This is a genomic window from Rahnella inusitata (genome assembly GCF_965118895.1).
In the GTDB taxonomy this organism is placed as follows: Bacteria; Pseudomonadota; Gammaproteobacteria; order Enterobacterales; family Enterobacteriaceae; genus Rahnella; species Rahnella inusitata_A.
Genome location: NZ_CBCPJJ010000009.1, coordinates 430,602 through 455,563, shown reverse-complemented (window position 1 = coordinate 455,563; position 24,962 = coordinate 430,602). Strand labels below are relative to the sequence as shown.

The following is a 24,962-nucleotide window of genomic DNA, read 5'->3' as shown; positions in this document are numbered from 1 at the left end:
GTCAGACGGCAGCGTTGTAGAATTGCGGCGTATCGGCGTGAACCAGCTGTTCGGCCAGCGCGGCCTGCTGCTGGTTATCGCCCATTTCCGTTTCGAACACCTGCGGGTTCAGACCGAGTTTGCCGAACAGGATCAAATCTTTGTCTTCCGCCGGGTTTGGCGTAGTCAGCAGTTTGCAACCGTAGAAGATCGAGTTGGCACCGGCCATAAAGCACATCGCCTGCGTCTGCTCACTCATCTGCTCGCGGCCTGCGGAGAGGCGCACGTAGGATTGCGGCATCATGATGCGCGCCACGGCGATGGTGCGGATAAAATCGAAAGGATCGACGTCGTCGTTATCGGCCAGCGGTGTGCCTTTGACTTTCACCAGCATATTGATTGGCACGCTTTCCGGCGGCACCGGCAGGTTTGCCAGCTGCATCAGTAAACCGGCGCGGTCTTTGACCGTTTCACCGAGGCCGACAATGCCGCCGGAGCAGACTTTAATGCCCGCGCCGCGCACTTCCGCCAGCGTATCCAGACGTTCCTGATAACTGCGGGTGGTGATGATGCTGCCGTAAAATTCCGGCGAGGTATCGAGGTTATGGTTGTAGAAATCCAGCCCGGCTGAGGCCAGACGCTGCGCCTGCGTGGTATTTAGCGAGCCCAGCGTCATGCAGGTTTCCATCCCCATCTCTTTCACGCCCTGCACCATCTGCTCGAGGTAAGGCATGTCACGGTCATGCGGGTTTTTCCACGCCGCACCCATACAGAATCGGGTCGAACCGGCGGCCTTCGCCTGACGCGCTGATTCCAGTACCTGTTCAACTTCCATCAGACGTTCGGATTCCAGCCCGGTTTTGTAACGGGAACTCTGCGGGCAATATTTACAGTCTTCCGGACAGGCACCGGTTTTGATCGACAGCAGCGTGCTGACCTGAACCTGACGCGGATCAAAGTGCTGGCGGTGGATCTGCTGAGCTTCGAACATCAGCTCAAGGAAGGGTTTGTTAAACAGTGCCTGAGTCTTCTCAAGCGTCCATTGGGTGCGGGTGGTCATCGCGACAACTCCAAAATAAATGTTTCGTGAACGTTTTTATGGTCGGTATACTGTCAACCATTCTCGATTCGTTTTAGTTTACGGTCAACGATAATTATATTTTTTAGTTTACAACTTTGCACCCGCAGGAATCTTTTATGAACCCCGCCGATCTTGAATTCGACCAGCGCCATATCTGGCATCCGTACACCTCCATGACCAAACCGCTGCCCGCGTATCCGGTCGAATCGGCGTCCGGCGTGATGCTACAACTCGCCGATGGCCGCCAGCTGGTGGACGGCATGTCCTCGTGGTGGGCGGCGATACACGGATACAACCACCCGCAGCTGAATGCGGCGGCGGTCGAACAGATCGGCAAAATGTCGCACGTGATGTTCGGCGGGATCACCCATCCTTCGGCGATTGCGCTGTCACGACGTCTGGTGGAGATGACCCCTGCCGGGCTGGAATGCGTGTTTCTGGCCGACTCCGGTTCGGTGGCGGTGGAAGTCTCGCTGAAAATGGCGATGCAGTACTGGCAGGCGCGCGGTGAGAAACGTCAGACGCTGCTGACGCTGCGCAACGGCTATCACGGCGACACCTTCGGCGCGATGTCGGTGTGCGATCCGCAAAATTCGATGCACAGTTTGTATCAGGGTTATCTGCCGCAGCATCTGTTCGCCGATGCGCCGCAAAGCCGCTTCGGCGGGGCGTGGGATGAAGCAGATATCGTGCCGTTCGCCCGCCTGCTGGAAGAGCATCACCGCAAAATCGCCGCCGTGATTTTAGAACCCGTGGTGCAGGGCGCGGGCGGAATGCGGATTTATCATCCGGCTTACCTGAAGCGGGTACGCGAGCTGTGCGATGACTTCGGCGTGCTGCTGATTGCCGATGAGATTGCCACCGGGTTTGGCCGTACCGGCAAGCTGTTTGCCTGCGATCACGCGGGAATTTCGCCGGATATTCTCTGCCTCGGCAAGGCGCTGACCGGCGGCTACATGACGCTTTCTGCTACGCTGACTACCCGCCACGTGGCGGAAGTCATCAGCAACGGCGAGGCCGGATGTTTCATGCACGGCCCGACATTTATGGGTAATCCGCTGGCCTGCGCGGTCGCCGACGCCAGCCTGCGCTTACTCTCAGAGAACCGCTGGCAGGCGCAGGTGTTTAGCATCGAAAAGCAGTTGAAAACCGAACTGGAGCCGCTGGCGGAACACCCGGCGGTGGCGGACGTGCGCGTGCTCGGCGCGATTGGCGTGGTGGAAATGCGTGAGCCGGTGAACATGGCGCAGTTGCAAAAACACTTCGTCGCCGAAGGCGTGTGGATCCGCCCGTTCGGCAAGCTGATTTACCTGATGCCGCCGTACATCATTTCACCGGCAGAGCTGAGCCAGCTGACCGCCGCGATTGCCAGTGCGCTGGCTGCGTTGTACTGATTCAGACCTTAATTACACCGCGCTGACCAGGCGGTGTGACGTCGAAAGCAGCGCGTTCAGCTTTTCACGGCTGAGCCGCGCTTCTTCGGTGAGATAGTCAATGGCCACCGTCAGCGCGGGCGTCGGATTTTCCGGGTACAACAGCGTATAGGCCGCGCCGCTTGCCACGCACAGCGGGAAGGGTGCGATCACCCTTCCCGCCTGCAAATCATCTTCGATCAGTGTCAGATCGCCAATCGCCACGCCATAGCCCTGCAGCGCTGAGTTGATCGCCAGATCCAGCGTATCAAAATGCTGCGATTTGGCTGACGGCAGGCTTTGCACGCCCTCTTCGCGCAGCCACATCAGCCAGTCGCGGCGATCCCGCGTCGGGTGCAGCAAGGTTTTATCCGCTAAATCGCCCACGTCGGTACGCCCGTTGTGACGCGGCAAAAAGTCCGGCGTACACACCGGCGTCAGCACTTCATCAAAAAGATGATGCGCGCGCCGCTGGGATTCCGGCGGCCGCCCAAAAATCACCGCCGCATCAAAATGCTCATTGCTGAAATCCACACCGTGCGCAATGGACGCCGTTAACTCGATCCGCATATCAGGCCGGTCGTTTTGCAGCTGGATCACCCGTGGCAACAGCCAGCGCATCGAACAAGTCGGACATTTGATGCGCAGCGTGTCCGGGTGCGAACCGACGCGTTTTAGCGCCTCGCCCATCAGCGCCAGCGCCTGTTGCACCGGCGGCAACAGCTGTGCGCCGCGCGGAGTCAGGGTCAGCCCGCGTGCCTGGCGTAAAAACAACGGATAACCCAGCGACACTTCCAGCCCGGTTATCTGCCGGCTTACTGCGCCCTGCGTGATGTGCAGCAGCGTCGCGGCGTGGGTCAGATTCAACGTCTGCGCCACCACGGCAAAGGTTTTCAGCACGTTGAGTGACGGCAAATTCAGGGCATTCAGATGGGACAACTCGGAAGAAAGGGCCACATGCACCTCGGTTAAATCGTCATTAAGCCATGATCTGTGATCATGCCGAGTATGACAAATTTTCTATTGTCGGCACAGGGGAACTGTTGCTTAATCGGTGAACACCCGTTTTAACCCGCTTATGGCCGTCTGGCCTGATTTATTGGGAAGCCTGCTATGAAAAGCGCACTGTTACCGCAGTCAAAATTACCCGACGTCGGCACCACGATTTTCACCGTGATTGGCCAGCTGAGCGCCGAACACAACGCACTGAACCTGTCACAGGGCGCACCGAATTTCTCCTGTCAGCCGTCACTTATCGACAGCGTGACCAAAGCCATGCGCGAGGGTCATAACCAGTATGCGCCGATGAGCGGCGTGGCGGCACTGCGTCACGCGCTGTCGGCCAAAGTCGATGCGCTCTACGGCTGCCATTACGATGCCGACGCCGAAGTCACCGTGATGGCCAGCGCCAGCGAAGGCCTCTATTGCGCCATCAGCGCGCTGGTGCATCCGGGCGATGAGGTGATTTACTTCGAACCTTCGTTTGACAGCTACGCGCCAATTGTCCGCCTGCAGGGCGCAAAGCCGGTGGCGATTGCGCTTTCGATGGATGATTTCAGCATCGACTGGGATCAGGTGGCGAGCGCCATTAACAGCCGCACGCGGATGATCATCATCAACAGCCCGCACAACCCGACCGGCGCGATCTTTACCGATTTCGACATCGAGCGCCTGACCGCGCTGACCGAAAACACCGACATCATTATTTTGTCCGATGAAGTCTACGAGCATGTGGTGTTTGATGGCGAACGCCATGAGAGCATGGCCTGCCATCCGCAGCTGGCCGAGCGCAGTGTGATTGTGTCGTCGTTTGGCAAAACCTATCACGTCACCGGCTGGCGCGTGGGTTACTGCCTTGCGCCCGCTGAACTGATGAGTGAAATCCGCAAAGTGCATCAGTTTATGATGTTCTCCGCCGACACGCCGATGCAGGTCGCTTTCGCCGAAGCGATGGCCGATCCGCAGAGTTATCTCGGTCTGGCGGATTTTTATCAGCAAAAACGTGATTTACTGGCCGATGCGCTCAGCGAATCCCGGTTTGAATTGCTGCCAAGCCGTGGCAGCTTCTTTATGCTGGCGCGTTTTAGCCATTTCAGCCCGCTCTCCGATGACGAATTTGTGCTGAGTCTGATCCGTGATCATCAGATAGCCACCATTCCGCTGTCGGCGTTTTACAGCAATAACAAACCCACCGGGCTTATCCGCCTGAGTTTCGCGAAAGATAACGACACGTTGTACGAAGGCGCCCGCCGTCTGTGTCGCGTCTGAGCCTTTTCACTGACTTTTATCTGTCTACATAACGCTGGGGAAGTGTGAATAATGAAAAAATTGAAAATCGCATTACTGTTAGGCTGCGCCGTGGCCTCTTTTTCTGCACTGGCCGACGGCTCCACGCTGAAATTTGGTCTGGAAGCGCAGTACCCGCCGTTTGAATCCAAAAGTGCCACCGGCGAATTACAGGGTTTTGATATCGATCTGGGCAACGCCGTCTGCGCCGCCGCCAGCCTGAAATGCGACTGGGTTGATACCTCATTCGACAGCCTGATTGCAGGATTGCAGGCACGCAAATTTGACGCCATTAACTCGGCGATGAACGTCACCGAGAAACGCCGTCAGGCGATTGATTTCACCGACGTGATTTATCGCGTACCCAGCAAACTGATCGCCAAAAAAGATTCTGGCCTGCTGCCTGACGTGGCGTCGCTGAAAGGCAAACATATCGGCGTATTGCAGGGTTCGATTCAGGAAAGTTACGCACAGGCACACTGGGCACCGAAAGGCGTCGATGTCGTCTCGTATCAGGATCAAAACCAGGTCTATCTGGACCTCTCCTCCGGCCGCCTGGACGGTACCTTAGTGCTGGCACCGGCCGGTCAGACCGGTTTCCTGTCGCGTCCGGACGGTAAAGATTACGGATTTGTCGGCGACGCGGTGCGTGACGATAAAATCCTCGGCAGCGGCATCGCCTTCGGCCTGCGCAAAGGTGATACCGCCACCAAAGAGAAACTCGATAAAGCCATCGCGAAAGTGAAGCAGGAAGGCACCGTGAAAACGCTGTCGAAGAAATACTTTGGTGATATTGATGTGAGTGTGAAGTAAATACCGAGTGCGTGGCGTAAAAACCCTGCCGCTCCGTTCGGCAGGGTTTTTTGATCGCGCCATCTCACCATTTAAAAAACAGAGAAAGTAAATTTGCACGACGTATTTGGTTTTTTGAAATGATCCGAGCGGGCGAAGTTGTGACCTAAAAAGCCCCTGGCCGCGTTCAAAAATCACGCCGGAGGGAGAGGTGGAAAACCGCGCGTCTTTTTGCGCGGGTTGTAACCCGACCAGAGGGCACCGCGCAGCGGCGGGATTTTGCGGCAATAGCTGCGGCGGCTGAAACATAGCCGGGATGCAAGGCACGTGTTTTAAAAAACGCGAGAGTCCAGAGGGCGCGCGTTTACGCGTCCTCTGGGCCCGTTTGGGCGGCGAGCCCAAGGTCTTGACCTCGACGTTGACTTTCAAACCAGCCCAAACCGATGTTCAAAACTTATAATCAACGCTCCCTCAATGATTCCTTCACCTTATTCAATGGTTTAATCAGATAGTCCAGCACACTTTTTTGGCCGGTTTTGATATCCACGTTGGCCACCATCCCGGGCACAATCGGGAACTGACGACCGGCTTTGTTGGTCAGGAAGGCTTTGTCCGTTCGCACGTAGACCCGGTAATAGTACTGATCGCGTTTTACTTCATCCTGCAAAGTGTCCGGCGATACGCCTTCGACTTTGCCCTCGAGATCGCCATAAATCGATGAATCGTAGGCCGAGATTTTCACCGTGGCCGGTAAGCCCGGACGGATGTAGGCGATGTCGCGCGGGTTGATGCGGGTTTCGATAAGCAACTGGTCTTCGATAGGCACGATTTCCATCAGCTTGCCGCCCGGCTGTAACACGCCGCCGACGGTGGAAACCTGAATGTCTTTAACGATACCGTGCACCGGCGAATACAGCTCTGAGCGCGTCACCTGATCTTCCTTACCGGCCATTACCTGCATTTCCGCGTCCAGATCGGCGTTGTTTTTCACCTGCTCCTCGCGCGCACGCACTGCATACTGGTTAATCGCATCATCGATTTTTCCGCGCAGTTCGCTGGCCTGACGTTTCAGACGGATCACTTCGACCTGCCCCGCCGCGCCTTTGGCCACCAGCGGCTGCGTCATATTGATTTCGTCATTCACCAGTTTCAGCGACTGCTGGAGGTTGCTGACCGTTTCATCGCGGTTCTGCTTGCGCGATAAATAGAGCTGACGCTCACGCGCCACCAGCTCCGGCGATTTCATGGTTTCAGGGCTGAACCTGAGCGGTGCGCCGGTCAGTTCGGCGCTCAGACGTTCGGAGGACGCACGCAGCGTGCGCACCCGCGAGGCCGCTTCACCGAAGTTAGACTGCGAGCGGGTCGGGTCGAGCTGCGCCAGCAGCTGTCCGCGATTAACCACCGAGCCTTCCTGCACCAGCAGTTTTAAAATCACGCCGCCGTCGAGGGAGTCTATCTGCTGCGCTTTGCTCGATGGCGTCACTTTACCGGTGCCGACCGTCACTTCATCGAGCACCGCGAACCGCGCCCAGATGAAGAAGATCAACAGGCTGGCGAGCGATGCCCAGATAATCCACGAGACTTTACGACTTTCGGCTTCCAGCTCATCGTGCAATGTTAAATGTGCCATGCGGTGTCCTCAGCAGCTCAGGCTGCGCCTTGTCGGTTGTCGGTGGCTGCCGCAACGGCAGGTACAGGCGTATTGCTGGCGGCGGTCGCCAGAATTTTGTCACGCGGCCCGTCGGCCACAACGCGGCCGTTGTCCATCACCACGATCCTGTCCACCAGCTTGAGCAACGCCGGACGGTGCGTCACTACGATCAGCGTCCGTCCCACCAGCCATGTATGCAACTGGCGGATGACGTACTCTTCCAGTGCTTCATCCATTGACGCCGTCGGTTCATCGAGCAGCACCACCTGCGGATTACGCAGGATCATGCGGCTCAGCATCACCATTTGCCGCTGGCCGCCGGAAAGCCCGCGCCCGCCTTCATTAATCACTTTATCGAGGCTGGAGGCGTCGGCCTGCACCATCGACAGCGCGCCGCTGATGCGCAGCGCCTGCAACATTTCCTGATCGGTAGCATGCGGATAACCGAGCATCAGGTTCTGTCGCAGCGTGCCAAAGAACAGGCGCGAGTCCTGCGACAGATAGCCGAGCTGGCGGCGGATATCGGCCGGTTCGACTTTGGTCATGTCCACGCCGTCGATCAGGATTTTGCCTTGCGACGGGCTGGCCTGGCCGGAAAGCAGTTTCAGCAGCGTGGATTTCCCCGCGCCGACTTTGCCAAGGATCGCCACCCGCTCACCCGGTTTGATCTCCAGCTGGCCGATGCCGAGTACGTTCGGCGCATTCTCTTTGTCGTAGGTATATTGCAGATTGCGCACGTTGAAGTGACCGCTCAGCGTCGGGCAGTGCGACAGTTCGGCATCGGCCGGACGGTCGATGGGTTTTTTCAGCAATTCATCCAGCCCGTGCATAGCGCTTTTGGCGTGCTGCCAGCGGGAGAACACCATGGTCAGCTGCATCAGCGGCGCGATGGTGCGGGATGACAACATGCTGCTGGCGACCAGCGTACCGGTGGTGATATCGCCGCTCAGCACCAGGTACACGCCAAACACCAACATACCGCCGTAGGTCAGTTGCTGCACCGTCGAGGCCCAGCCGGTCAGGCGCGCGCCCCACAGCCGCTGCTTCATGCCAACCGCCGCGCTCACTTCGTGCGTCTGTTCCCACTGACGCTGAAAGTAGGCTTCAGCCTGCAATGCTTTGATGTCTTCGATTCCTTCGATGGTTTCCACCAGTACGGCGTTGCGCAGCGCACTTTCCCGCATCCCCTCTTTCGCCAGTTTTGCCATCGGCCACTGGATGAGAATGCCGGGAATGACGATCAGCGGGATCGCCAGCAGCGGGATGATCACCAGCGGGCCGCCGATAAAGAACATAATGGCGAGGAACAGCAGAACGAAGGGCATATCCGCGGCAGCGCTGACGGTGGTCGAAGTGAGGAGTTCACGCACCTGATCGATTTCGCGCAGCTGAGAGATAAAGGAACCGGTGGATTTTGGCCGGTCGTCATTTTTGATGTTCATCGCCCGCACAAAAAACAGCGAGGAGACTTTGAGGTCGATGCGTTTACCCATCAGATCTGACACCAGCGTGCGCATCAGGCGGATGACATATTCCAGCCCCGCCGCCAGCACCACGCCGAAAAACAGCACCCATAAGGTGGGGAAGGATTGCGCCGGGATGACGCGGTCGTAAACCTGCATTGAGAACAGGATCCCGGCCAGCGCCAGCACGTTACCGATGATCGAAGCCAGTGAGATTTCGGCGATTTTCCGCCCTGATCCGCGAAAGTTTTCCCAGAACCAGTGTTTGCGGTGCGGCTGCACGAACTGATCAATGCGCTGATCGCGCCCGCGCGGTGCCACGCCCACTAAGAAGACCGGGCCGGTGCTTTGTTCGAGCATTGTCGCCAGTTCCATCGACCGCAGTAAATCGCCGCCGTCGCTCAGCCAGTAATCGACCGTGCCGTCATCGTGCAGATTTTCCAGTACCGCAATGCCACCCTGTTCCAGTGTGACCACGGCGGGCAATACTTCCTGGCGCCAGCGCACCTGACTCCAGCTGACCATGCCGACCTGTAAACCCATCAGGCCGCTGAGGCGATCGAGCTGACGGCGCAATGGCTGATGTTCGAACCAGCGCATTTGCTGGCGAAGATAAAGCGGATCGGCAGGCTTACCGAAGGATTCGGCCACGCGCCCCATGGCGCTTATCCAGACGTCTATCGACAAAGGTGTTGCTGTTTCATTGCTCATTTCAACCTCGTTATCGAATGCTTCTGGGTCATTCCCGTCGTGCCTGACCTTTACAGCGACGGGATGGTGTCACCGGTTTGTTTCTGGCGGTCGATGCCTAACATATCGACCAGATTGTCCACCGCCGCGGCGTAGCGCACCGTGGCGTCCCATCCGTCATACAGTGCGCCGATGCGCATGGTATCCGCCTGAAAAACGTCCTGTTCGACGCTGAGTAAATCGTTCAGGCTGCGTTTGCTGAGTTTGTATTCGTCCTGATAGACGCTGCGGGTGTGTGTGGCGCTGCCGTACTGCTCTTCGCCCGCCACCTGACGTTGCTGGCCGCCGATCATGTCGGCGTAGGCGGTCGAGGCTTTCTGGTTGATATCGAGCTTGGCTTTTTCCACATCCGCCTGCGCTGCCTGGCGCTGGCCTTCCGCCGCCCGCACTTTGGCGCTCACCGCGCCACCCTGATACACCGGCGCATCCACCGCCAGCTGTACCTGATCGTCCCAGTAGGAACCGCCTCCGCCGGTATTTTCGTAACGGGTGCGACCGGCCTGAATTTTCAGCGTCGGCCAGTGCTGCGCCTCGGTCTGATTTACCAGCTGGATCGCCGCCTGCTGCTTGGCCTGCGCCGCGCGCACCAGCGTGCTGTTCTCATAGGGGATTTTGTCGAGAGTGACTTTCTGATCAAGCAGGCTTTGCGGAAGGTCCGGCAGATTATCGGAGACCACGCCGGTCAGCACCGTCAGCTGCGCCTGCGCCGAGCGCTGCTGGGCGCGGTACTGTTCGACAGTGGCGCGCATCCCGGCGATGCGGGTTTCGGCCTGCAACACGTCGGACTGCGAACTCAGCCCGGCATCGGCGCGCAGTCTGGCGGTGTCTTTTACACGTTCGATAGAGACAATATTGTCGCGGGCCGCAAGGCTGAGCGCCTGATAGCGTTTGACCGACAGATAGGCCTGCATCGTGCTGAGCGCGACGTCTGTCATGGTGCTGTAAAGGGAATAGCGATAAGAGTCAGACAGGTATTCCTGCTGATCGATACTGCCGCCGGTACGACCAAAATCGTACAGCAGCTGGCTGAGTTGGATCCCGGCGGAGGCGTTATTGCTCAGGCTGCCCGCCGAGTCCGTCTGGTGAGATTTTCCCGCGGTTCCCTGAAGGGAAATCTGCGGATACCACGCACTTTTGGCTTCATCAAGATTGCCGTTGCCGACGCGAATTTGCGCCGCCGCCTCGGCAATTTGCGGATTACGCGCGAACGCCCGCAAAATCGCATCACGTAACGACAGGCTGGCGCGCATCTCTTCCGTCGGCGCAGCCTGCCAGTTAAATTCCGGCTGTTTATCCGCCGCCCATAACATCTGATTCCCTGTTAAACCTGTCACGCACAATGTGCTTAATAGCCATACCACTGTCTTATTTTTCATTACCGACACCACTTAATTACGCCGATAGATGGGTTTAACTCCTCCCCCTGCCAAGGGGGAGGAGCAGACCGCGCTCAGATTGACAACTAGTTTTGCTGAACGTGTAAACCGTGCTGTACCAGTACGTCTCCCAACGTATTGGACGCGTCCATTGATGCATTGTGATAAACGTCGAAGGTCAGGCCATCCACCGTGCGTTGACCGGTTTCAGACCATGCACCGTCGGTGCCCATTTGCAGATTCACCAGGCTGCCCTCGCCCCCTTTAATCACCACTTCATCGGTCGGATTATCTTTCACCGTCAGCGCTTCGTGCAGGTTCAGCGAGATGCTGTTGGTGCCGGAGTTGCCCAGATCAAAGATTTCGATATGTTCAACTTTCAGCCCGAGCAGCGTCAGATCCAGGTGCTGATTGGTGCCCGCCAGCAGCAAGGTATCGGTGCCGGTGCCGCCGTCGATCAGACCGAAGTCCAGCGTATGCACAGAGATGGTATCGTTGCCCGCGCCACCGATGGCCTCACCGTTGGTGGCGGTCAGGTCGATCGCCACACCGCCGATTGAGAACGCCGTGTCAGCGTGAGCGGTGGTATCCGCCGTGGTGGTGTCGTGGGTGGTGGTCGTTGACGAGCTGGTGTCCGTGGTCACCAGAGGATCCGTCAGCGTACTGGTGGTATGGGTGGTTGTGGTGTCCGTAGTGCTGGTATCGGTGGTATGTACCGCCGCCAGCGTGTGGGTATCCTCCACGGACATCGTGGCCGCCACAACGTTGGTGTCCGCCGGTAAAGTCGAACCGACGGTCAGCCCGACGTGGGCATCAAATCCGTTACCGGCCGCATCGACCGCTTTCAGTTCGACGACCGCACCCAGCAGGGCTGTCAGTAACCCGGTCAGACCGTAACTGCTCAGCAAGGCGCTGCTGAATTTGACAGTCCATGAACCGTCCGCCTGCACCGTGCCTGACAGCGTATTGCCCAGCAGCGTGACGCTGACCAGACCGCCCTGCGTGATGTTACGGCTGGTCCCGCTCAGCGTCAGCCCTTGCCCGCCGAGGATCCCGCCTACCAGGCCCAGCGTCAGGCCCAGTAACGGGTTGAGCGCCACCAGCGGCAGTTCGTGAGTCAGAACGTTGAGCAGGCTGGACGACGTTGCGACGTTGCCCACGGCGTCAGTGACGACGACGGAAACCTGGGTAGAACCGTCGGCAATGCCTTTCAGCTCAGCGGAGCTGAAAGGTACGCTCCACACGCCTGCGGTAATGGTGCCGGTGTGCGTCACACCACCTACGGTGACCGACACTGAACCGCTTTGCAGGTTCGATGTCCCGCTGACTGTTTCAGTACTGCTGGCTTCGGAAAGGTTGAGATAGCCGTCACCGCCAAACAGCGTGTTGAGCACCAGCGTTGGCAAAGTATGAATGCCGACCGTTGCCGTTGCGCTGCCGCTGGTCGAGTGACCGGCGGCGTTAGTGATCGACGCACCGACGTTTAACGTGCCGTCGAGCAGGCTCGAGAGCGTCAGTTGCGGGATCGCCACGCTGAAGGTGCCATCCGCTTTCACCAGCGCCGTCAGGGTATTGCCGCCGACGTTCAGGGTCACGGTTGAGCCCTGCGCGTTGGTGGTGGTACCGCTGATGGTCTGAGTCAGCAGCGCATCAGCCGCGTTCAGCAGGCCATCACCAAACAGCGGATTGAGCGTAATGGTTGGCAGAGACTGCGACACCACGCTCAGCAGATTGGTGACCGACGCCGGGTTACCGGAGGCATCCGTCAGGCTGGCGACCACATTCTGCGTGCCGTTGAGAATCGCCGTCAGGTCGGTTACCGGCACAGTTACGCTGAATGCCCCACCGACGCCTACATTCGCCAGATAGTTTTTGCCATTCAGGGATATCTGTACCTGCGTCCCCTGCGCCACGTTGGTCGCGATACCGCTGATGGTCTGGCCGGTCAGCAGATCAACCACGTTCAGCACGCCATCGCCAAAGACCGGGTTAAGGACAATCGACGGCAGATTGTGGATACCGACACTCAGCCCCACGGTGTTAGTCGCCGTGTTGCCCACCGCATCGGTCACCGTAGTAACAACCGTCAGGTTGCCATCAAGCAGACCGGACAACTGGAGCGGCGTCAGCGAAGCGGAGAACTTGCCGTCACTGCCTACGGTTGCCGTCAGATTAATCAGGCCACCGCCGACGTTAATATTGACCGTTTCACCAACATGCCCGTTGGTAACCGTACCGCTGATGGTTTGTGTCAGCAGCGCTTCCGCCGCGTTCAGGATACCGTCTGCACCGAAAACAGGATCCAGCACAATTTTCGGTACTGCATTGATGATGGAGGTCAGCGTGCTGCTGCTGGTGCTGGTATTACCGCCACTGTCAGTAACAGAAACCACAACCGGGAAGGTGCCGTCACCCAGCGCTTTCAAGTCACCCGGTTGCAGGGTGATGCTGAATGCGCCGCTACCGTCGGTCGCGCCAAGGAAGGTTTTCCCGCCCAGCGTGACCTGAACCTGCGTCCCCGCCGCCACGCCGCTGACGATACCGCCAATGGTCTGGGTAGTCAGCGCATCCGCCGCATTGAGCAGGCCATCGCCCAGCACGGAAGTCAGGTTGATCACCGGTTTGATGAGATCCAGCACCGCGCTCGCTGCCGCCGTCCCCACGTTACCCGCCGCATCAACCACCGACACGCTCACCGCCGCCGTTGTGCCGGTCAGCGTCGCCAGAATATCCGGCGTCACAGTGACCAGGAAATGCCCGGTGGCATCCACCACGCCGTTAATGGTTTGCGCACCGACCTGAACCACAATGGCCGTACCCGCTGCCACGTTCGACACAGTACCGCTGACGGTCTGATTGACCAGCAGATCGGCGATATTCAGTACGCCGTCGCCAAATACGGTGTTGAGCACCACTTGCGGCAGGTTGTGGATAGCAATCCCCACCGGAATATTGGTGGTAGAAGTGTTACCCGCCGGATCCGTCAGCGTAATGCCGAGGTTCAGGTTGCCGTCGAGCAACGTAGCCAGATCCCCCGGCTGAATACTGATGTTCCACGTCCCGGCTGTGACCGTGGTGTTATAGGTTTTGCCGCCCAGCGTGACGGTCACCTGCGTGCCATCTACCGCCGTGGCGACGCCACCGATGGTTTGAGACAGCAGAGATTCCGCCGCATTCAGCAGGCCGTTACCACCGAAGATTGGATCCAGCGCGCCCAGCACCGGGATACTTTTAATCACATCCAGATTGAGGACTTCAGCTTTCACGTTACCGGCAGCATCCGTGATGTTCAGGTTGATGACCTGCGCACCGTCAGTCAGTGCGCCCAGCACCGCCGCCGGGATCGTCAGTGACCACAGGCCGTTCGCTCCTACTACGGCAGACAGCGGCGTACCGTTGATCACCGTCGAAATCACCGAGCCCACGCCCGCACCAATCGCCGTGCCGCTAATGGTTTGCGCAACCTGCGATTCCGCCAGATTGAGGAATCCGTCGCCCAGCCCCAGACCGCTGTTGACGGTCAGATCGAGTAATTTGTTGAAGAAGATATCCAGACCAGTACTGACGCTGGTGGTGTTGCCCGCCGCATCCGTTACCGTCGCCGCCAGTGTCAGGGTGCCGTCGTTTAGCAACAGCAACTGCGCCGGCGTCAGGTTGAGCGACCATGCCCCGCCTGGCTGAATAAGCGCCGTACCGATCGATGCGCCGCCCAGCGTGACGTTCACCGTCTGACCATCCGCCCCGCTGGAAGTGCCACCCACCAGTACGTTGACCAGTGACTCCGCCAGGTTAATGACGTTATTACCGGCGACCACATCCAGTGCCAGCAACGGCGCGGTGGTATCGACGGTGATCGGATGCGGAGTTGCCGTCCCCAGGTTACCTGCGGCATCCGTGACCGTGGCCGTGATGATGTTACCCGTGCCCTGCGGCAGCGCCTGCAAGTCGGCTGCCGGTACGCTGACCGACCAGACACCACCTGTCTGCACGGTTGTGGTGTAGGTTTTGCCGTTGAGCGAAACGGTGACCACGCTGCCCACATCATTATTGTTGTTATCAACCACCGTACCCGAAATGGTTTGCGCCGATTTCGATTCAAGGTTGTTGATGGTGTCGTCGGCGGTAAAGGCGTTGATGGTCACCACCGGTGCGCTGGTATCGACCAGCACAGTTTGTGTGGCACTGGTAATGACAGGGATTAACGTATTGGCAGTGACGACCGTCAATGAGCCATTAACAAATTCACTGGCCGCCACATCAACTGACCAGATATTCCCTGTAACTGTTGCGGTATGAGGAACCCCACCGACGCTTATTACGACCTGCGTGCCGTCCGGCACGTTGATGGATTTACCGGAAATCGTAATGTTGGCCGGCGTGCCGTCAGCCACGTTGATCACGTTGTCGCCGGTAACGGGATCGATGCTCAGCGTTGGCGTCACCGGCGGCGTCAGGTCAACGGTAATCGCCTGAGGCAATGGCAGATTGGCTGTGTTACCCGCCAGGTCACTCACTGAAGCCGTAATCGTATCTGTACTGTCGAGCGTTGCGAGTTCTGCTGGAGTCAGAGTGACACTCCACGACCCGTTGCCCAGCACCGTTGCCTGATGGCTGATGCCGCCGACAGAAACGGTCACCTGCTGCCCAGCCTGCACGTTCACCGTGGTACCGGTAATGGTTTGCGGGTTCTGGCTTTCTGCATAAGTCAGATCAAAACCGGTACCGGCAAAGGACGTGACAGCCACCGTTGGCAACAGGGTTACGGCAATACCGACGCCCGCTGAGGCGGAACCGGTGTTACCGCCACCGTCGGTTACGGTCACGGAGATTTGTTGTGCGCCCTGTGGCAGGTCGGCGATTTCGCCCGTCGTCAGAGGAGCTGTCCAGTTTCCGTTCGCATCCACCGTCACGCCCGGGATCGGTACTCCACCAATGGTGACCACCACGGTTTGTCCGATCCCCGTCAGCCCGGTTGTCCCTGTCAGCGTCTGTCCTGTGGCAGCTTCAGCCGCGCTCAGATAACCATCGCCAAACGGCGTATTGATGGTGACATCCGGTACGGTGAGATAGCTGGTGAATGGCAGGCTCGCTGGCGTACTGTTGCCTGCGGCATCCGTTACCGTCACGTTGATATCGTGCCCGCCACTGCCCAGAGAGCTGAGTACGCCCGCAGGCAGCGTCACCGACCAGTCGCCGGTCACCGGATCGACGGTAGCGGTATACGTTGTGCCGTTCACATCAATGGTCAGTTTGACGTTCTGGTTGTCGCCGGTAATCCCGGTGTTACCAGTAATGACATTCACACCCGCCGCTTCTGTAATATTCAGGCTGCCGTCGCCGAATGGCGTATCAATCACCGGCACTGGCGCAGACAGATGCGACGTGAAGCTGATGGTCGTATCGTTATGGTTACCTGCAGCATCGGTCGCCGTGACGGTAATGTCGTGCGATGCCGTTAATATTCCGAGCGATTCCAACTGAGCTGGTGTCAGGTTCAGACTCCAGTTTCCTGTCGCCGGATCTACAATTGCTGCAAACGGACTGTCGGTCATTCCATCGATTGTCACGCGGACAGTTTGCCCGGCTCCCGTTTCACCGGTGGTACCGGTCAGTGTCTGGCCACCCAACGCCGTGGATTCTGCAATGTTTAGCGTGCCGTCACCGAATGGCAGGTCGATGGTCGGTTGCGGAATACTGTGGATCTGCACATCAACCGAAGCCGGCAGCACAGAAGTGTTACCCGCACTGTCGGTCACGGTGACGACTACCGGCCATGTACCATCCTGCAAGCCGAGCAACTGCGCTGGCGTCAGGGTAACAGTCCAGGTACCGGCATCAGAATCGACGACAACCGGTACCGCGTTACCATTAATGACCACGGTGACGGTCTGGCCCGGTGAGGTGATACCGGTGGTGCCGGTAATCGTACCGCCCGCCGTGGCTTCATCCAGATTCAGCACACCATCGCCAAACGGAATATTAATGCCTGCCACCGGCAGAACATGCGTCAGCGCGGTGAAATCAAGCGTGCCCGCCGCGCTGGTGTTGCCCGCGCTGTCGGTGACCACCACGCTGATGGTATGCGTGGCGTCGGTCAGTCCCTGCAAGACCGCAGAAGGCACGGTCGCCGTCCAGGTGCCGTCATTACCTACCGTTGCCAACACCGGCGTGCCATCGACAGTCACCAGAACGGTCTGACCCGCGCCAGTAATGCCGGTGGAACCGGTGATAAGCTGTGTGGCAGCCGCTTCTGTGGCATTGAGAATGCCATCCACAAACGGTGTATTAATGGTCGGTACCGGCAACGCCGTCAGTTCAATATCCAGACTTGCGCTGGAAGAAGCCGGGTTACCGGCCGCATCTGCCGCCGTCACGGTCACCTGTACGATGCCGGTGGTCAGCCCGCTCAGCAGATCCGGTGGCACCGCTGCCGTCCAGCCGAGGCCGTCGGGGTTCACCGTGCCAGAAATTGGATCGGCCAGCCCCGGGATCGTAACCTGCACGATAGTTCCCGGCGCCAGACCTGAACTGGTCCCGCTCAGGTTGAAGCCGCCGGTGGCTTCACTGATATTCAAAATGCCGTCTCCGGCAATCACACCAATCGTCAGCGTTGGCAACGCATGGGTCGCCAGCGTGAATTCAGCGGTGGTCGTCACGTTGTTACCGGCCGGATCGGTGACGCTGACGCCAATGACTTTGTCACCGTCAGTGGTAATCGCCTGCACATCCACCGCCGGAATGGTCAGGCTCCATATCCCCGAACCATCCGCTGTCGTGGTGTAATTTTTGCCGTTGAGGGTGACGGTAACGGTCAGGTTTGGATCCGTCTCACCACTGACAGGAAGACCCAACGCGGCTTCCGCCAGATTGATGATGCTGTCTCCACCGGTTTCCACCGTCACGCTAAGCAGTGGCGGAATGGTATCGACGGTCACGTTCTGAGTGGCGGTCGCCGCGTTTTGTGCGACGTCGTCCGCCGTTGCGGTAAAGACGTTATTCCCGCCCGGCAACGCCTGAACCTGCGCGGCGGTCAGCGGAATACTCCAGCTGCCGTCAGCCTGCACGGTGGCGGTGTACGTTGCGGTATAGCTTTCACCGGTGATCACCAGCGTCACCGTACCGCCAACCGGTACATGCGTAGATGTCCCGGTGATGGTCGTGCCCTGGTTGTGTTCAAGCAGATTGATTTGATCATCGCCGGAAATGGCATTGATGGTTAACGTCGGCAAATCGCCCGGCTGGGCAATAACCGTAACGTTGTGCGACGCCGTGGCCGGGTTGCCAGCCAGGTCGGTGGCGGACGCGGTGACCGTCAGAGGTCCGTCTGACAACGTGGTCAAATCAGCGGCCGGAATAGTCGCCGTCCAGGTACCGTCTGCATTGACCGTGGCGTTATACGTATTGCCGTTGAACACTACCTGAACCACCCGCCCCTCTTCGAGATGGGTGGATGTCCCGGTGACCGGCACCGGTAATCCTTTTTCGATAGCATTAATATAATCGTCGGTGGAGACGGAGGTGATGGTCAGCGTTGGCAAATCTGCCGCAGCGGCATCAACGCTGAAGGTGTGCGTCCCGGTGGTGATGTTACCCGCCGCATCGGTGATAGTGGCCGTCAGCGTATAGGTGGTATCCGCCAGCGACTGCACAACGGAACTCGGCAGTGAGAAGCTCCAGCTGCCGTCCGGTTGCACTATAGCGTTGTAAGTGACGCCGTTGAAACTCAGGACTACAGAAACAGTCTGACCCGCATCCGGCACATCGGATGTGCCGCTGATCACCACCGGTTGCAGCGTTTCGGCGGCATTGATGATGTCGTCGGTGGCGACCGGATTGAAGGTGAGGGTCGGCGGCGTGAAGTCAATGGTGACCGCACTGGTGGCGGTGCCGATGTTACCCGCGCTGTCGGTTGCCGTGACCTGAATAATTTGCGTCCCTTCCGTAATGCCCTGCAACGTGGCAGCAGAAAGGTCAACGCTCCAGGTGCCGTTATCGTTGACGGTCGCAGGATAATCCACGCCATCAATGTTCAGTACCACGGTCTGACCGGCACCGGTGACGCCGGTTGAGCCGGTTAACGTTTCCGCAGAATCGGCTTCATTCCTGTTCAGGAAGGTGTCACCAAACGGCGTATCGATAGTCGGCACAGGTATATGCGTCGCCACCACGGTGTAAGGCAGATTAACGGTGGTGGTGTTGCCCGCGAGATCGGCAAGGGTGGCTGTCAGCGTGTAACTGCCGTCCGCCAGGCCGTTCAGCGTTCCAGCAGGGACGGTGGTGTTCCAGCTGCCGTCGCCCTGCACAATAGCGGTAAATGTCTGTCCGTCGATTTGCAGCGTGACCGTCCGACCTGCATCGCCCACGTCAGCCGTCCCAGAGAGCGCGATATCGCCGGCTAATTCCTGCGCGTTAATCACGTTCTCGCCCGCAACCGGCGCCACGCTGAGGGTAGGCGCTGTGAAGTCGATATTGACCGAGCCATTGACTGTCCCGGTGTTTCCGCCTGCATCAGTCACAGTGACCGCCACCGGCGTCGTACCTTCCGGCGCATTGGTCAGCGTGCCTGCTGGTACGGTCACCGTCCAGGTGCCGTCGGTCGCTACGGAGCCCGTCAGGGTATGACCATCAATGACTACCTGAACCGTCTGACCGTCACCGGTCAGGCCAGTCGTACCGGTGAGCGTTTGCGCCGCGCCAGCTTCGTCCGTACCGAGTTGTCCGTCGCCAAACGGTGCGTTGATGGTTGGGACCGGAGGCTGGGTGTAAATACCAATATCCAGCGTGGTGGTCACAGGACCGGCATCGGTAGTCACGGTAGTCGCAATCACATGACTGGTGCCTTCGGCCAGTGCTGCAATCGCTTGCGGAGAAACAGGAATACTCCAGTGACCGTCAGCGTCCGTGGTGGTGGTGTAAGTGACACCACCGAGTTTCACGGTAACGGTCGTATCGACCGGCACGTTAATGGTGGAACCGCTGATGGTCACACCCGCTGCGGCTTCTGCCACGTTGATGTTGTTATCACCGGCGATGGTATCGATGGAAATACCGCCCAGTGTGGAGTTCACGGTAACCGGGTCACTACCGCTGGCCGGGTTACCCGCCAGGTCGGTGACGTTCACATTGATTGTCGCCGTGCCGTCAGTCAGCTCCTGCAAGTCAGCAGCCGGGACGGAAACACTCCATGCGCCGCTCGCCAGAACCGTCGCGGTATAGGTGTGCGTGCCAAGGATGATAGTGACCGTCTGACCGGCTTCCACGTGACTCGTTGTGCCGCTTAACAACTGCGAAGTCTGACGTTCTGCGCCATCAAGAACGTTATCCCCGGCAAAGGCGTCAATAGTGATGGTCGGCAACAGCGCAGGATCGGCGGTCACAGTGACTGGCGTACTGGCCGTGCCGGTATTTCCGGCAGCGTCGGTCACCGAGGCTGTCAGGGTGTAAGTGCCGTTCGCCACATTGGCCAGGGCATCTGCCGGAATGTTGACGGTCCATGCGCCGCCCGCTTCCACGGTGCCGGTGTAGGTATGGCCGCCGATACTGACGGTGACCGTCTGCCCGACGTCAGCCGCGTCGGTATTCCCGGTAACAGGAATGACCGCCCCGGCTTCTGCGGCGTTGATGATACCATCGCCCGCTACCGGATTAATGCTGACGGTTGGCGCGACGGTGTCCACGGTGACAGGTACAGCAACGGAACTGGTATTGCCCGCAGCATCAGCTGCGGCAACCTGCACGGTCGTTGTTCCCTGACCAAGCGCACCCAGCGCCGCTGAAGGAACAGAAACGGTGAACGAACCGTCGCCCGCGACCGTTGCCGTGTACTCCTGCCCGCCCAGCGTTACCGTCACGGTCTGACCGTTACCAGAAACACCGGTGTTACCGGTCAGGGTCTGATTCACCCCCGCTTCAGCGGCATTGAGAATGCCATCACCAAACGGTGGATTGAGCGTTACGGAAGGAAGGTTGTGGATCGCCACATTCAGGGTATCAGTGCCCGTCACCACCGTGCCGACAGCATCAGTAGCGCTAACACTGATCGTATTAGGGCCGTCACTCAGCGCCGCCAGATCCGCTGCCGAAACCTGCGCGCTCCATGCGCCGCCCACGCCCACGTTGGCCGTATAGGTTTTTCCGTTGAGAATAATCGTAACAACGCCGTTCACCGGCACGTTGTTTGACGTCCCGCTGATGGTGACTCCGGCCGTCGCCTCAGTTGCATTCAGCAAGTTATCGCCGGTTACCGGATCGACAGACAGCCCGCTTTGCAGATTATTTACCGTAATGTCTTCAGTGCCGCTTGCCGGATTACCCGCTTTATCGGACACGCTGGCAACAATCTGCGTATTGCCGTTAACGACAGCCGCCAGATCGGCGGCAGGTACGCTGGTGCTCCAGCTACCGTCTGCCTGAACCGTTGCGGTATACACCACGCCGTTTAGCGTAATGGAAACCAGCTGACCCGCTTCGACATGCGTGGTGGTTCCGCTCAGCGTCTGCGCCGTTTGCTGCTCAGCACCGTCAACAATGTTGTCACCGGCAAAAGTATTGAGGGTGATCGTCGGCGCGTTGGCCGGATCGGTCGCCAGTTGTACGTTCGAAGTTACGGTGGTGCTATTGCCTGCCGCATCAGCAATTTGCGCGGTCAGCGTATACTGACCGTCCGCCACGCCTGCCAGCGCCCCCGCTGGAACGGTCACGCTCCACTGGCCGTTGTCCCCAACAATGCCGGTATAACTTTGGCCGTTAAGGGTGATTGTCACAGTCTGTCCGGCTTCGGAAACCGACGCCGAGCCCGTGATGGCCAGATCAGACGTTGCTTCGACGCTGTTGACATAACCATCGCCGGAAACCGGATTGATGATGAGCGTTGGCGCAGTCAGATCAACTGTTGCGGAACCGTTAATTGTCGCAGTGTTGCCTGCGCCGTCGGTAACATTCACCACAATTGCCGCATTGCCTGCCGGTAAGGCCTGCAAATCAGCAGACGGCAGGCTGACCGACCATGCGCCGTTGCCATCCACCGTGGCGATGTAGGTATGGCCGCCAATGGTTACCGTCACGGTCTGGCCGTCACCGGATTTACCTGTGGTGCCGGACAAGGTTTCAGCGGTTGCCGCTTCGGCAATATTGAGATAACCGTCGCCGAAGGGGGTATTGAGAGTAGGAACCGGATTCTGATTATCGATGCCCACGGACACGCTGTTGGTCAGAGTAGTGCCGTCAAGCGCCTGAACGCTGGCGCTAAGTTGCAGAGTGGAAACGTCCAGCCCTTCAAGATCAGCACTGGTCAGCGACAATGACCAGTGGCCATCGGGCTGGACAATTGCCAGACGAACCAGCGATCCAAAGTTGACCGTGACCAGTGCAAAGGCTGCAACGCCCAGCGTGGTTCCGGTGATCAGAATGCCGTCTGCCGTTTCCACAGCGTTGATCATGTTGTCGCCGGTTACCGGATCAATCGCGATGCCATCCTGAGTGGACACGACATTAAACGACTCGCTGCCGGTCGCCGGGTTTCCGGCTTTATCTGCCACGCTGACGTTAATGGTCTGGGAACCCTCCGCCAGCACAACCATATCCGCAGCGGGAACAATCACATTCCAGTTACCGCTGGCCTGCACGGTGGCGGTGTAGGTGTGGCCGTTCAGAACGATAGTCACCACTTGCCCGGCCTCAACGAGGGTGGTGGTACCGCTCAGTTCCTGCGCGGTTTTAACTTCTGCACCATCGACGATGTTGTCACCGGCAAACGTGTTCACGGTAATGGTCGGCGGCTGTAACGGATCGGAAGCGACATGAATTGTGCTGGTATTGGTAGTGATATTTCCTGCGGCGTCGGTCAGTGTGGCAACTACGCTGACATCCTGATTGAGATTGCTCAGGGAACCGGCAGGAAGCGTCACACTCCAGGTGCCGTCGGGCTGCACGATGGCGCCGTTATACTCCACACCGTTGATGATGACGGTCACCGGTCTGCCCGCTTCAGTCACTGATGCGGTGCCGGTCAGGATCATTTCTGCGCTGGCTTCCGCCACGCTGATATAGCCGTCGCCTTCCAGCGGATTGACCGTCAGGGTTGGCGGTACAGTGTCTACCGTTACCGGCGTAGTGAGGGTGTTGTTGTTACCAGCCGGATCGGTCACGGTAACCACGATGTTATTGCTGCCCTGTGGCAGCGTGCCGAGCACGGATGACGGAACGGTGACGCTAAATGTGCCGTCAGGTGCGACGGTACCGGTGAACTGCTGTCCACCAAGGGTAATGGTCACCGTCTGCCCATCGCCGGTCAAACCGGTGTGGCCGGTCAGCGTCTGGCTGGTCGCGGAGTCCGCTAAATCCAGCGTATTGTCGCCGCCAAATGCCGGGTCCAGCGTCGGCGGAACGCCGTGAATAGCCACATTCAGATCGCTGGTCTGACTGATGGTATTGCCCTGTGAATCTACCATGCTGACCGTCACGGTAGTCGAACCGTCGGTCAGTGCCTGTAAGTCAGCAGGTGAAATACTCAGACTCCATCCGCCACTTGCTGTGGTTGTGGTGTGATAAACTGTGCTGCCGACAGTAATCGTAATCTCTGTCCCGACAGGCACGTTGGTGGTGGTGCCGGTGATCACCAGCGCAGCCTGCGCTTCAGCGGCATTCAACTGGCCGTCGCCGGAGAGTGGGTTGACGGTCAGCGTACCGGCATTGTCGTTGATGACAAAGCTGTCCGGCGTCGAGGTTGAGTTACCGGCCGCATCGGTCAGGGAAGCGGTAACCGTATAATTACCTTGTGCCAAAGCGGCTACCGCATCAGCCGGAACCGTCACCGACCAGGTGCCGTCAGTCCCCACTGTGGCACTGTAATGAACGCCGTTAAGAAGAACATCCACACTTCGCCCCGCTTCTGAAACAGAGGCTGTACCGCTGACCACCAGCGCCTGCTGATGCTCTTCACCATCAATCACGTTATCGCCATCAATCGGATTCACGGTAAGAATGGGTGGCGTGGTATCCACAACGACGGTCACGCTTTTAGTGACACTTTCACCGGTGGTGTTCGTGACCTTGACGCTGATGACATACGTGCCGTCCGCCAGCGTTTGAAGTTCTGCTGCTGAAAGCGGAACGCTCCAGTTGCCACTGCCATCGACGGTGGTGGTAAACGTTTTGCCGTTAATGGTCAGCACAATGGTGCTGCCTTCTGTGGCGTTAGTGGTGCTGCCGGTGAAATTCTGTGCCGTGGCTGCGGCAGCTTTGTTAAGAATATTGTCGTTGGCAAATGTCGCCAGCGTCAGGGTTGGCGTCTCTCCGCCGGTATTGCCGCCTGTGTTCCCGCCGGTATTACCGCCCGTGTTCCCACCGGTATTGCCGCCCGTTCCGCCGTTGTTGCCCCCATTATTCCCACCGTTATTGCCGCCATCACTCCCGCCATTGTTACTGCTGCCACCACCGCCACCACCACCGCCTGCGGCAATGGCAATGCCTGCGCCAAGGGCGACAACGCCAAGAACGGCGCCGAGAATGGCAGGGTCAAAGTTAGAAGAGTCGAGCAGTAAGACGCCAACATCGGGGATGGTTTCATACGCAGGAACGACGGTCACCGCGCCTGCGGTCGCGCCGGTATCGACAAAGGCGGCGTGTTCAATGGGGTGAACACCATCGTCGAAAATCAGCTCGCTGTGGTGGCCTTTGCCATCAGTATCGAAAAAGCTGTGATAACGCACCGTACGGCCGTCTTTCATGTGGATAACCAGATCGTTACCCACGCGTTCGTAGCTGGTGACCGCATCGCGCGTTGCGTGAACGCGCACGATGCTCATCTGGTTGAGGGTAACATCCTGACTGGCATCAGAAATCTGAGAGATTACTGCACCATCTTTACGAGCAAGAACATCAATAACTACGCCGCCGTTCTGAGCCATGTTGTACCCCTGTCTGAGACCAGTTGTTACTCAAATCCGCCACGAACAACCCCTCCCGTCAGAGAGGTGCTATTGCGCGATCGAGATGACCATTAAAGCAATGGGTTAATTTCCAACTGGTGATGGGTAAAACGAGCGACTACAAAACGGGCAAAAGTTAATTTTAGCGATGCTTTTTATGTGTTTCTGTTGTGTCGTTTAGGAATTTTTCTACTCTAAACTCCATAAGTTATATGCATGATTTGAGTTAAGTGTATTAAAAAAA

9 protein-coding genes are annotated in these 24,962 nt (G+C 58.4%); 3 read left to right on the top strand and 6 right to left on the bottom strand.

Going from position 1 to position 24,962, the window contains the following annotated elements:
- Position 1 precedes the first annotated feature (1 nt).
- Positions 2-1,039: a biotin synthase BioB gene (gene bioB, locus ACMHLI_RS10025; RefSeq protein ID WP_112166958.1), complete on the bottom strand. Its 1,038-nt coding sequence runs from the start codon at positions 1,037-1,039 to the stop codon at positions 2-4.
- Between the two features lie 137 nt (positions 1,040-1,176).
- Here bioB and bioA point away from each other — a divergent pair, with 137 nt between their 5' ends.
- Complete coding sequence (gene bioA / locus ACMHLI_RS10020; RefSeq protein ID WP_413529327.1) at positions 1,177-2,454, top strand: adenosylmethionine--8-amino-7-oxononanoate transaminase; 1,278 nt, start codon at positions 1,177-1,179, stop codon at positions 2,452-2,454.
- A 12-nt stretch (positions 2,455-2,466) separates the two neighbouring features.
- Here the strand turns inward: bioA and ACMHLI_RS10015 are convergent, their stop codons facing one another.
- On the bottom strand, positions 2,467-3,429 hold the full coding sequence (locus tag ACMHLI_RS10015) for a LysR substrate-binding domain-containing protein (protein WP_413529326.1): 963 nt from the start codon (positions 3,427-3,429) through the stop codon (positions 2,467-2,469).
- Between the two features lie 156 nt (positions 3,430-3,585).
- Here ACMHLI_RS10015 and ACMHLI_RS10010 point away from each other — a divergent pair, with 156 nt between their 5' ends.
- On the top strand, positions 3,586-4,740 hold the full coding sequence (locus ACMHLI_RS10010) for a methionine aminotransferase (protein WP_413529325.1): 1,155 nt from the start codon (positions 3,586-3,588) through the stop codon (positions 4,738-4,740).
- A gap of 51 nt (positions 4,741-4,791) precedes the next feature.
- Positions 4,792-5,571 (top strand): ABC transporter substrate-binding protein, encoded by a 780-nt coding sequence (locus tag ACMHLI_RS10005; RefSeq protein WP_413529324.1) that lies wholly within the window; start codon positions 4,792-4,794, stop codon positions 5,569-5,571.
- A 439-nt stretch (positions 5,572-6,010) separates the two neighbouring features.
- Here the strand turns inward: ACMHLI_RS10005 and ACMHLI_RS10000 are convergent, their stop codons facing one another.
- The 4 genes from ACMHLI_RS10000 to ACMHLI_RS09985 form a co-directional block, all read right to left on the bottom strand.
- Positions 6,011-7,180, bottom strand: coding sequence for an HlyD family efflux transporter periplasmic adaptor subunit (locus tag ACMHLI_RS10000; protein ID WP_413529323.1), 1,170 nt, complete (start codon positions 7,178-7,180; stop codon positions 6,011-6,013).
- 17 nt (positions 7,181-7,197) lie between these two features.
- Positions 7,198-9,375, bottom strand: coding sequence for a type I secretion system permease/ATPase (locus ACMHLI_RS09995; RefSeq protein WP_413529322.1), 2,178 nt, complete (start codon positions 9,373-9,375; stop codon positions 7,198-7,200).
- A gap of 50 nt (positions 9,376-9,425) precedes the next feature.
- On the bottom strand, positions 9,426-10,724 hold the full coding sequence (locus ACMHLI_RS09990; RefSeq protein ID WP_413529532.1) for a TolC family outer membrane protein: 1,299 nt from the start codon (positions 10,722-10,724) through the stop codon (positions 9,426-9,428).
- A gap of 152 nt (positions 10,725-10,876) precedes the next feature.
- Complete coding sequence (locus ACMHLI_RS09985) at positions 10,877-24,697, bottom strand: Ig-like domain-containing protein (protein ID WP_413529321.1); 13,821 nt, start codon at positions 24,695-24,697, stop codon at positions 10,877-10,879.
- Positions 24,698-24,962 lie beyond the last annotated feature (265 nt).

Bases quoted from the DNA above. Each gene is read 5' to 3' on its own strand.
- bioA (WP_413529327.1), top strand. From the start codon at position 1,177: ATGAACCCCGCCGATCTTGAATTCGACCAGCGCCATATCTGGCATCCG.
- ACMHLI_RS10000 (WP_413529323.1), bottom strand. From the start codon at position 7,180: ATGGCACATTTAACATTGCACGATGAGCTGGAAGCCGAAAGTCGTAAA.
- ACMHLI_RS09990 (WP_413529532.1), bottom strand. From the start codon at position 10,724: ATGTTATGGGCGGCGGATAAACAGCCGGAATTTAACTGGCAGGCTGCG.
- ACMHLI_RS10005 (WP_413529324.1), top strand. From the start codon at position 4,792: ATGAAAAAATTGAAAATCGCATTACTGTTAGGCTGCGCCGTGGCCTCT.
- ACMHLI_RS09995 (WP_413529322.1), bottom strand. From the start codon at position 9,375: ATGAGCAATGAAACAGCAACACCTTTGTCGATAGACGTCTGGATAAGC.
- ACMHLI_RS10010 (WP_413529325.1), top strand. From the start codon at position 3,586: ATGAAAAGCGCACTGTTACCGCAGTCAAAATTACCCGACGTCGGCACC.
- bioB (WP_112166958.1), bottom strand. From the start codon at position 1,039: ATGACCACCCGCACCCAATGGACGCTTGAGAAGACTCAGGCACTGTTT.
- ACMHLI_RS09985 (WP_413529321.1), bottom strand. From the start codon at position 24,697: ATGGCTCAGAACGGCGGCGTAGTTATTGATGTTCTTGCTCGTAAAGAT.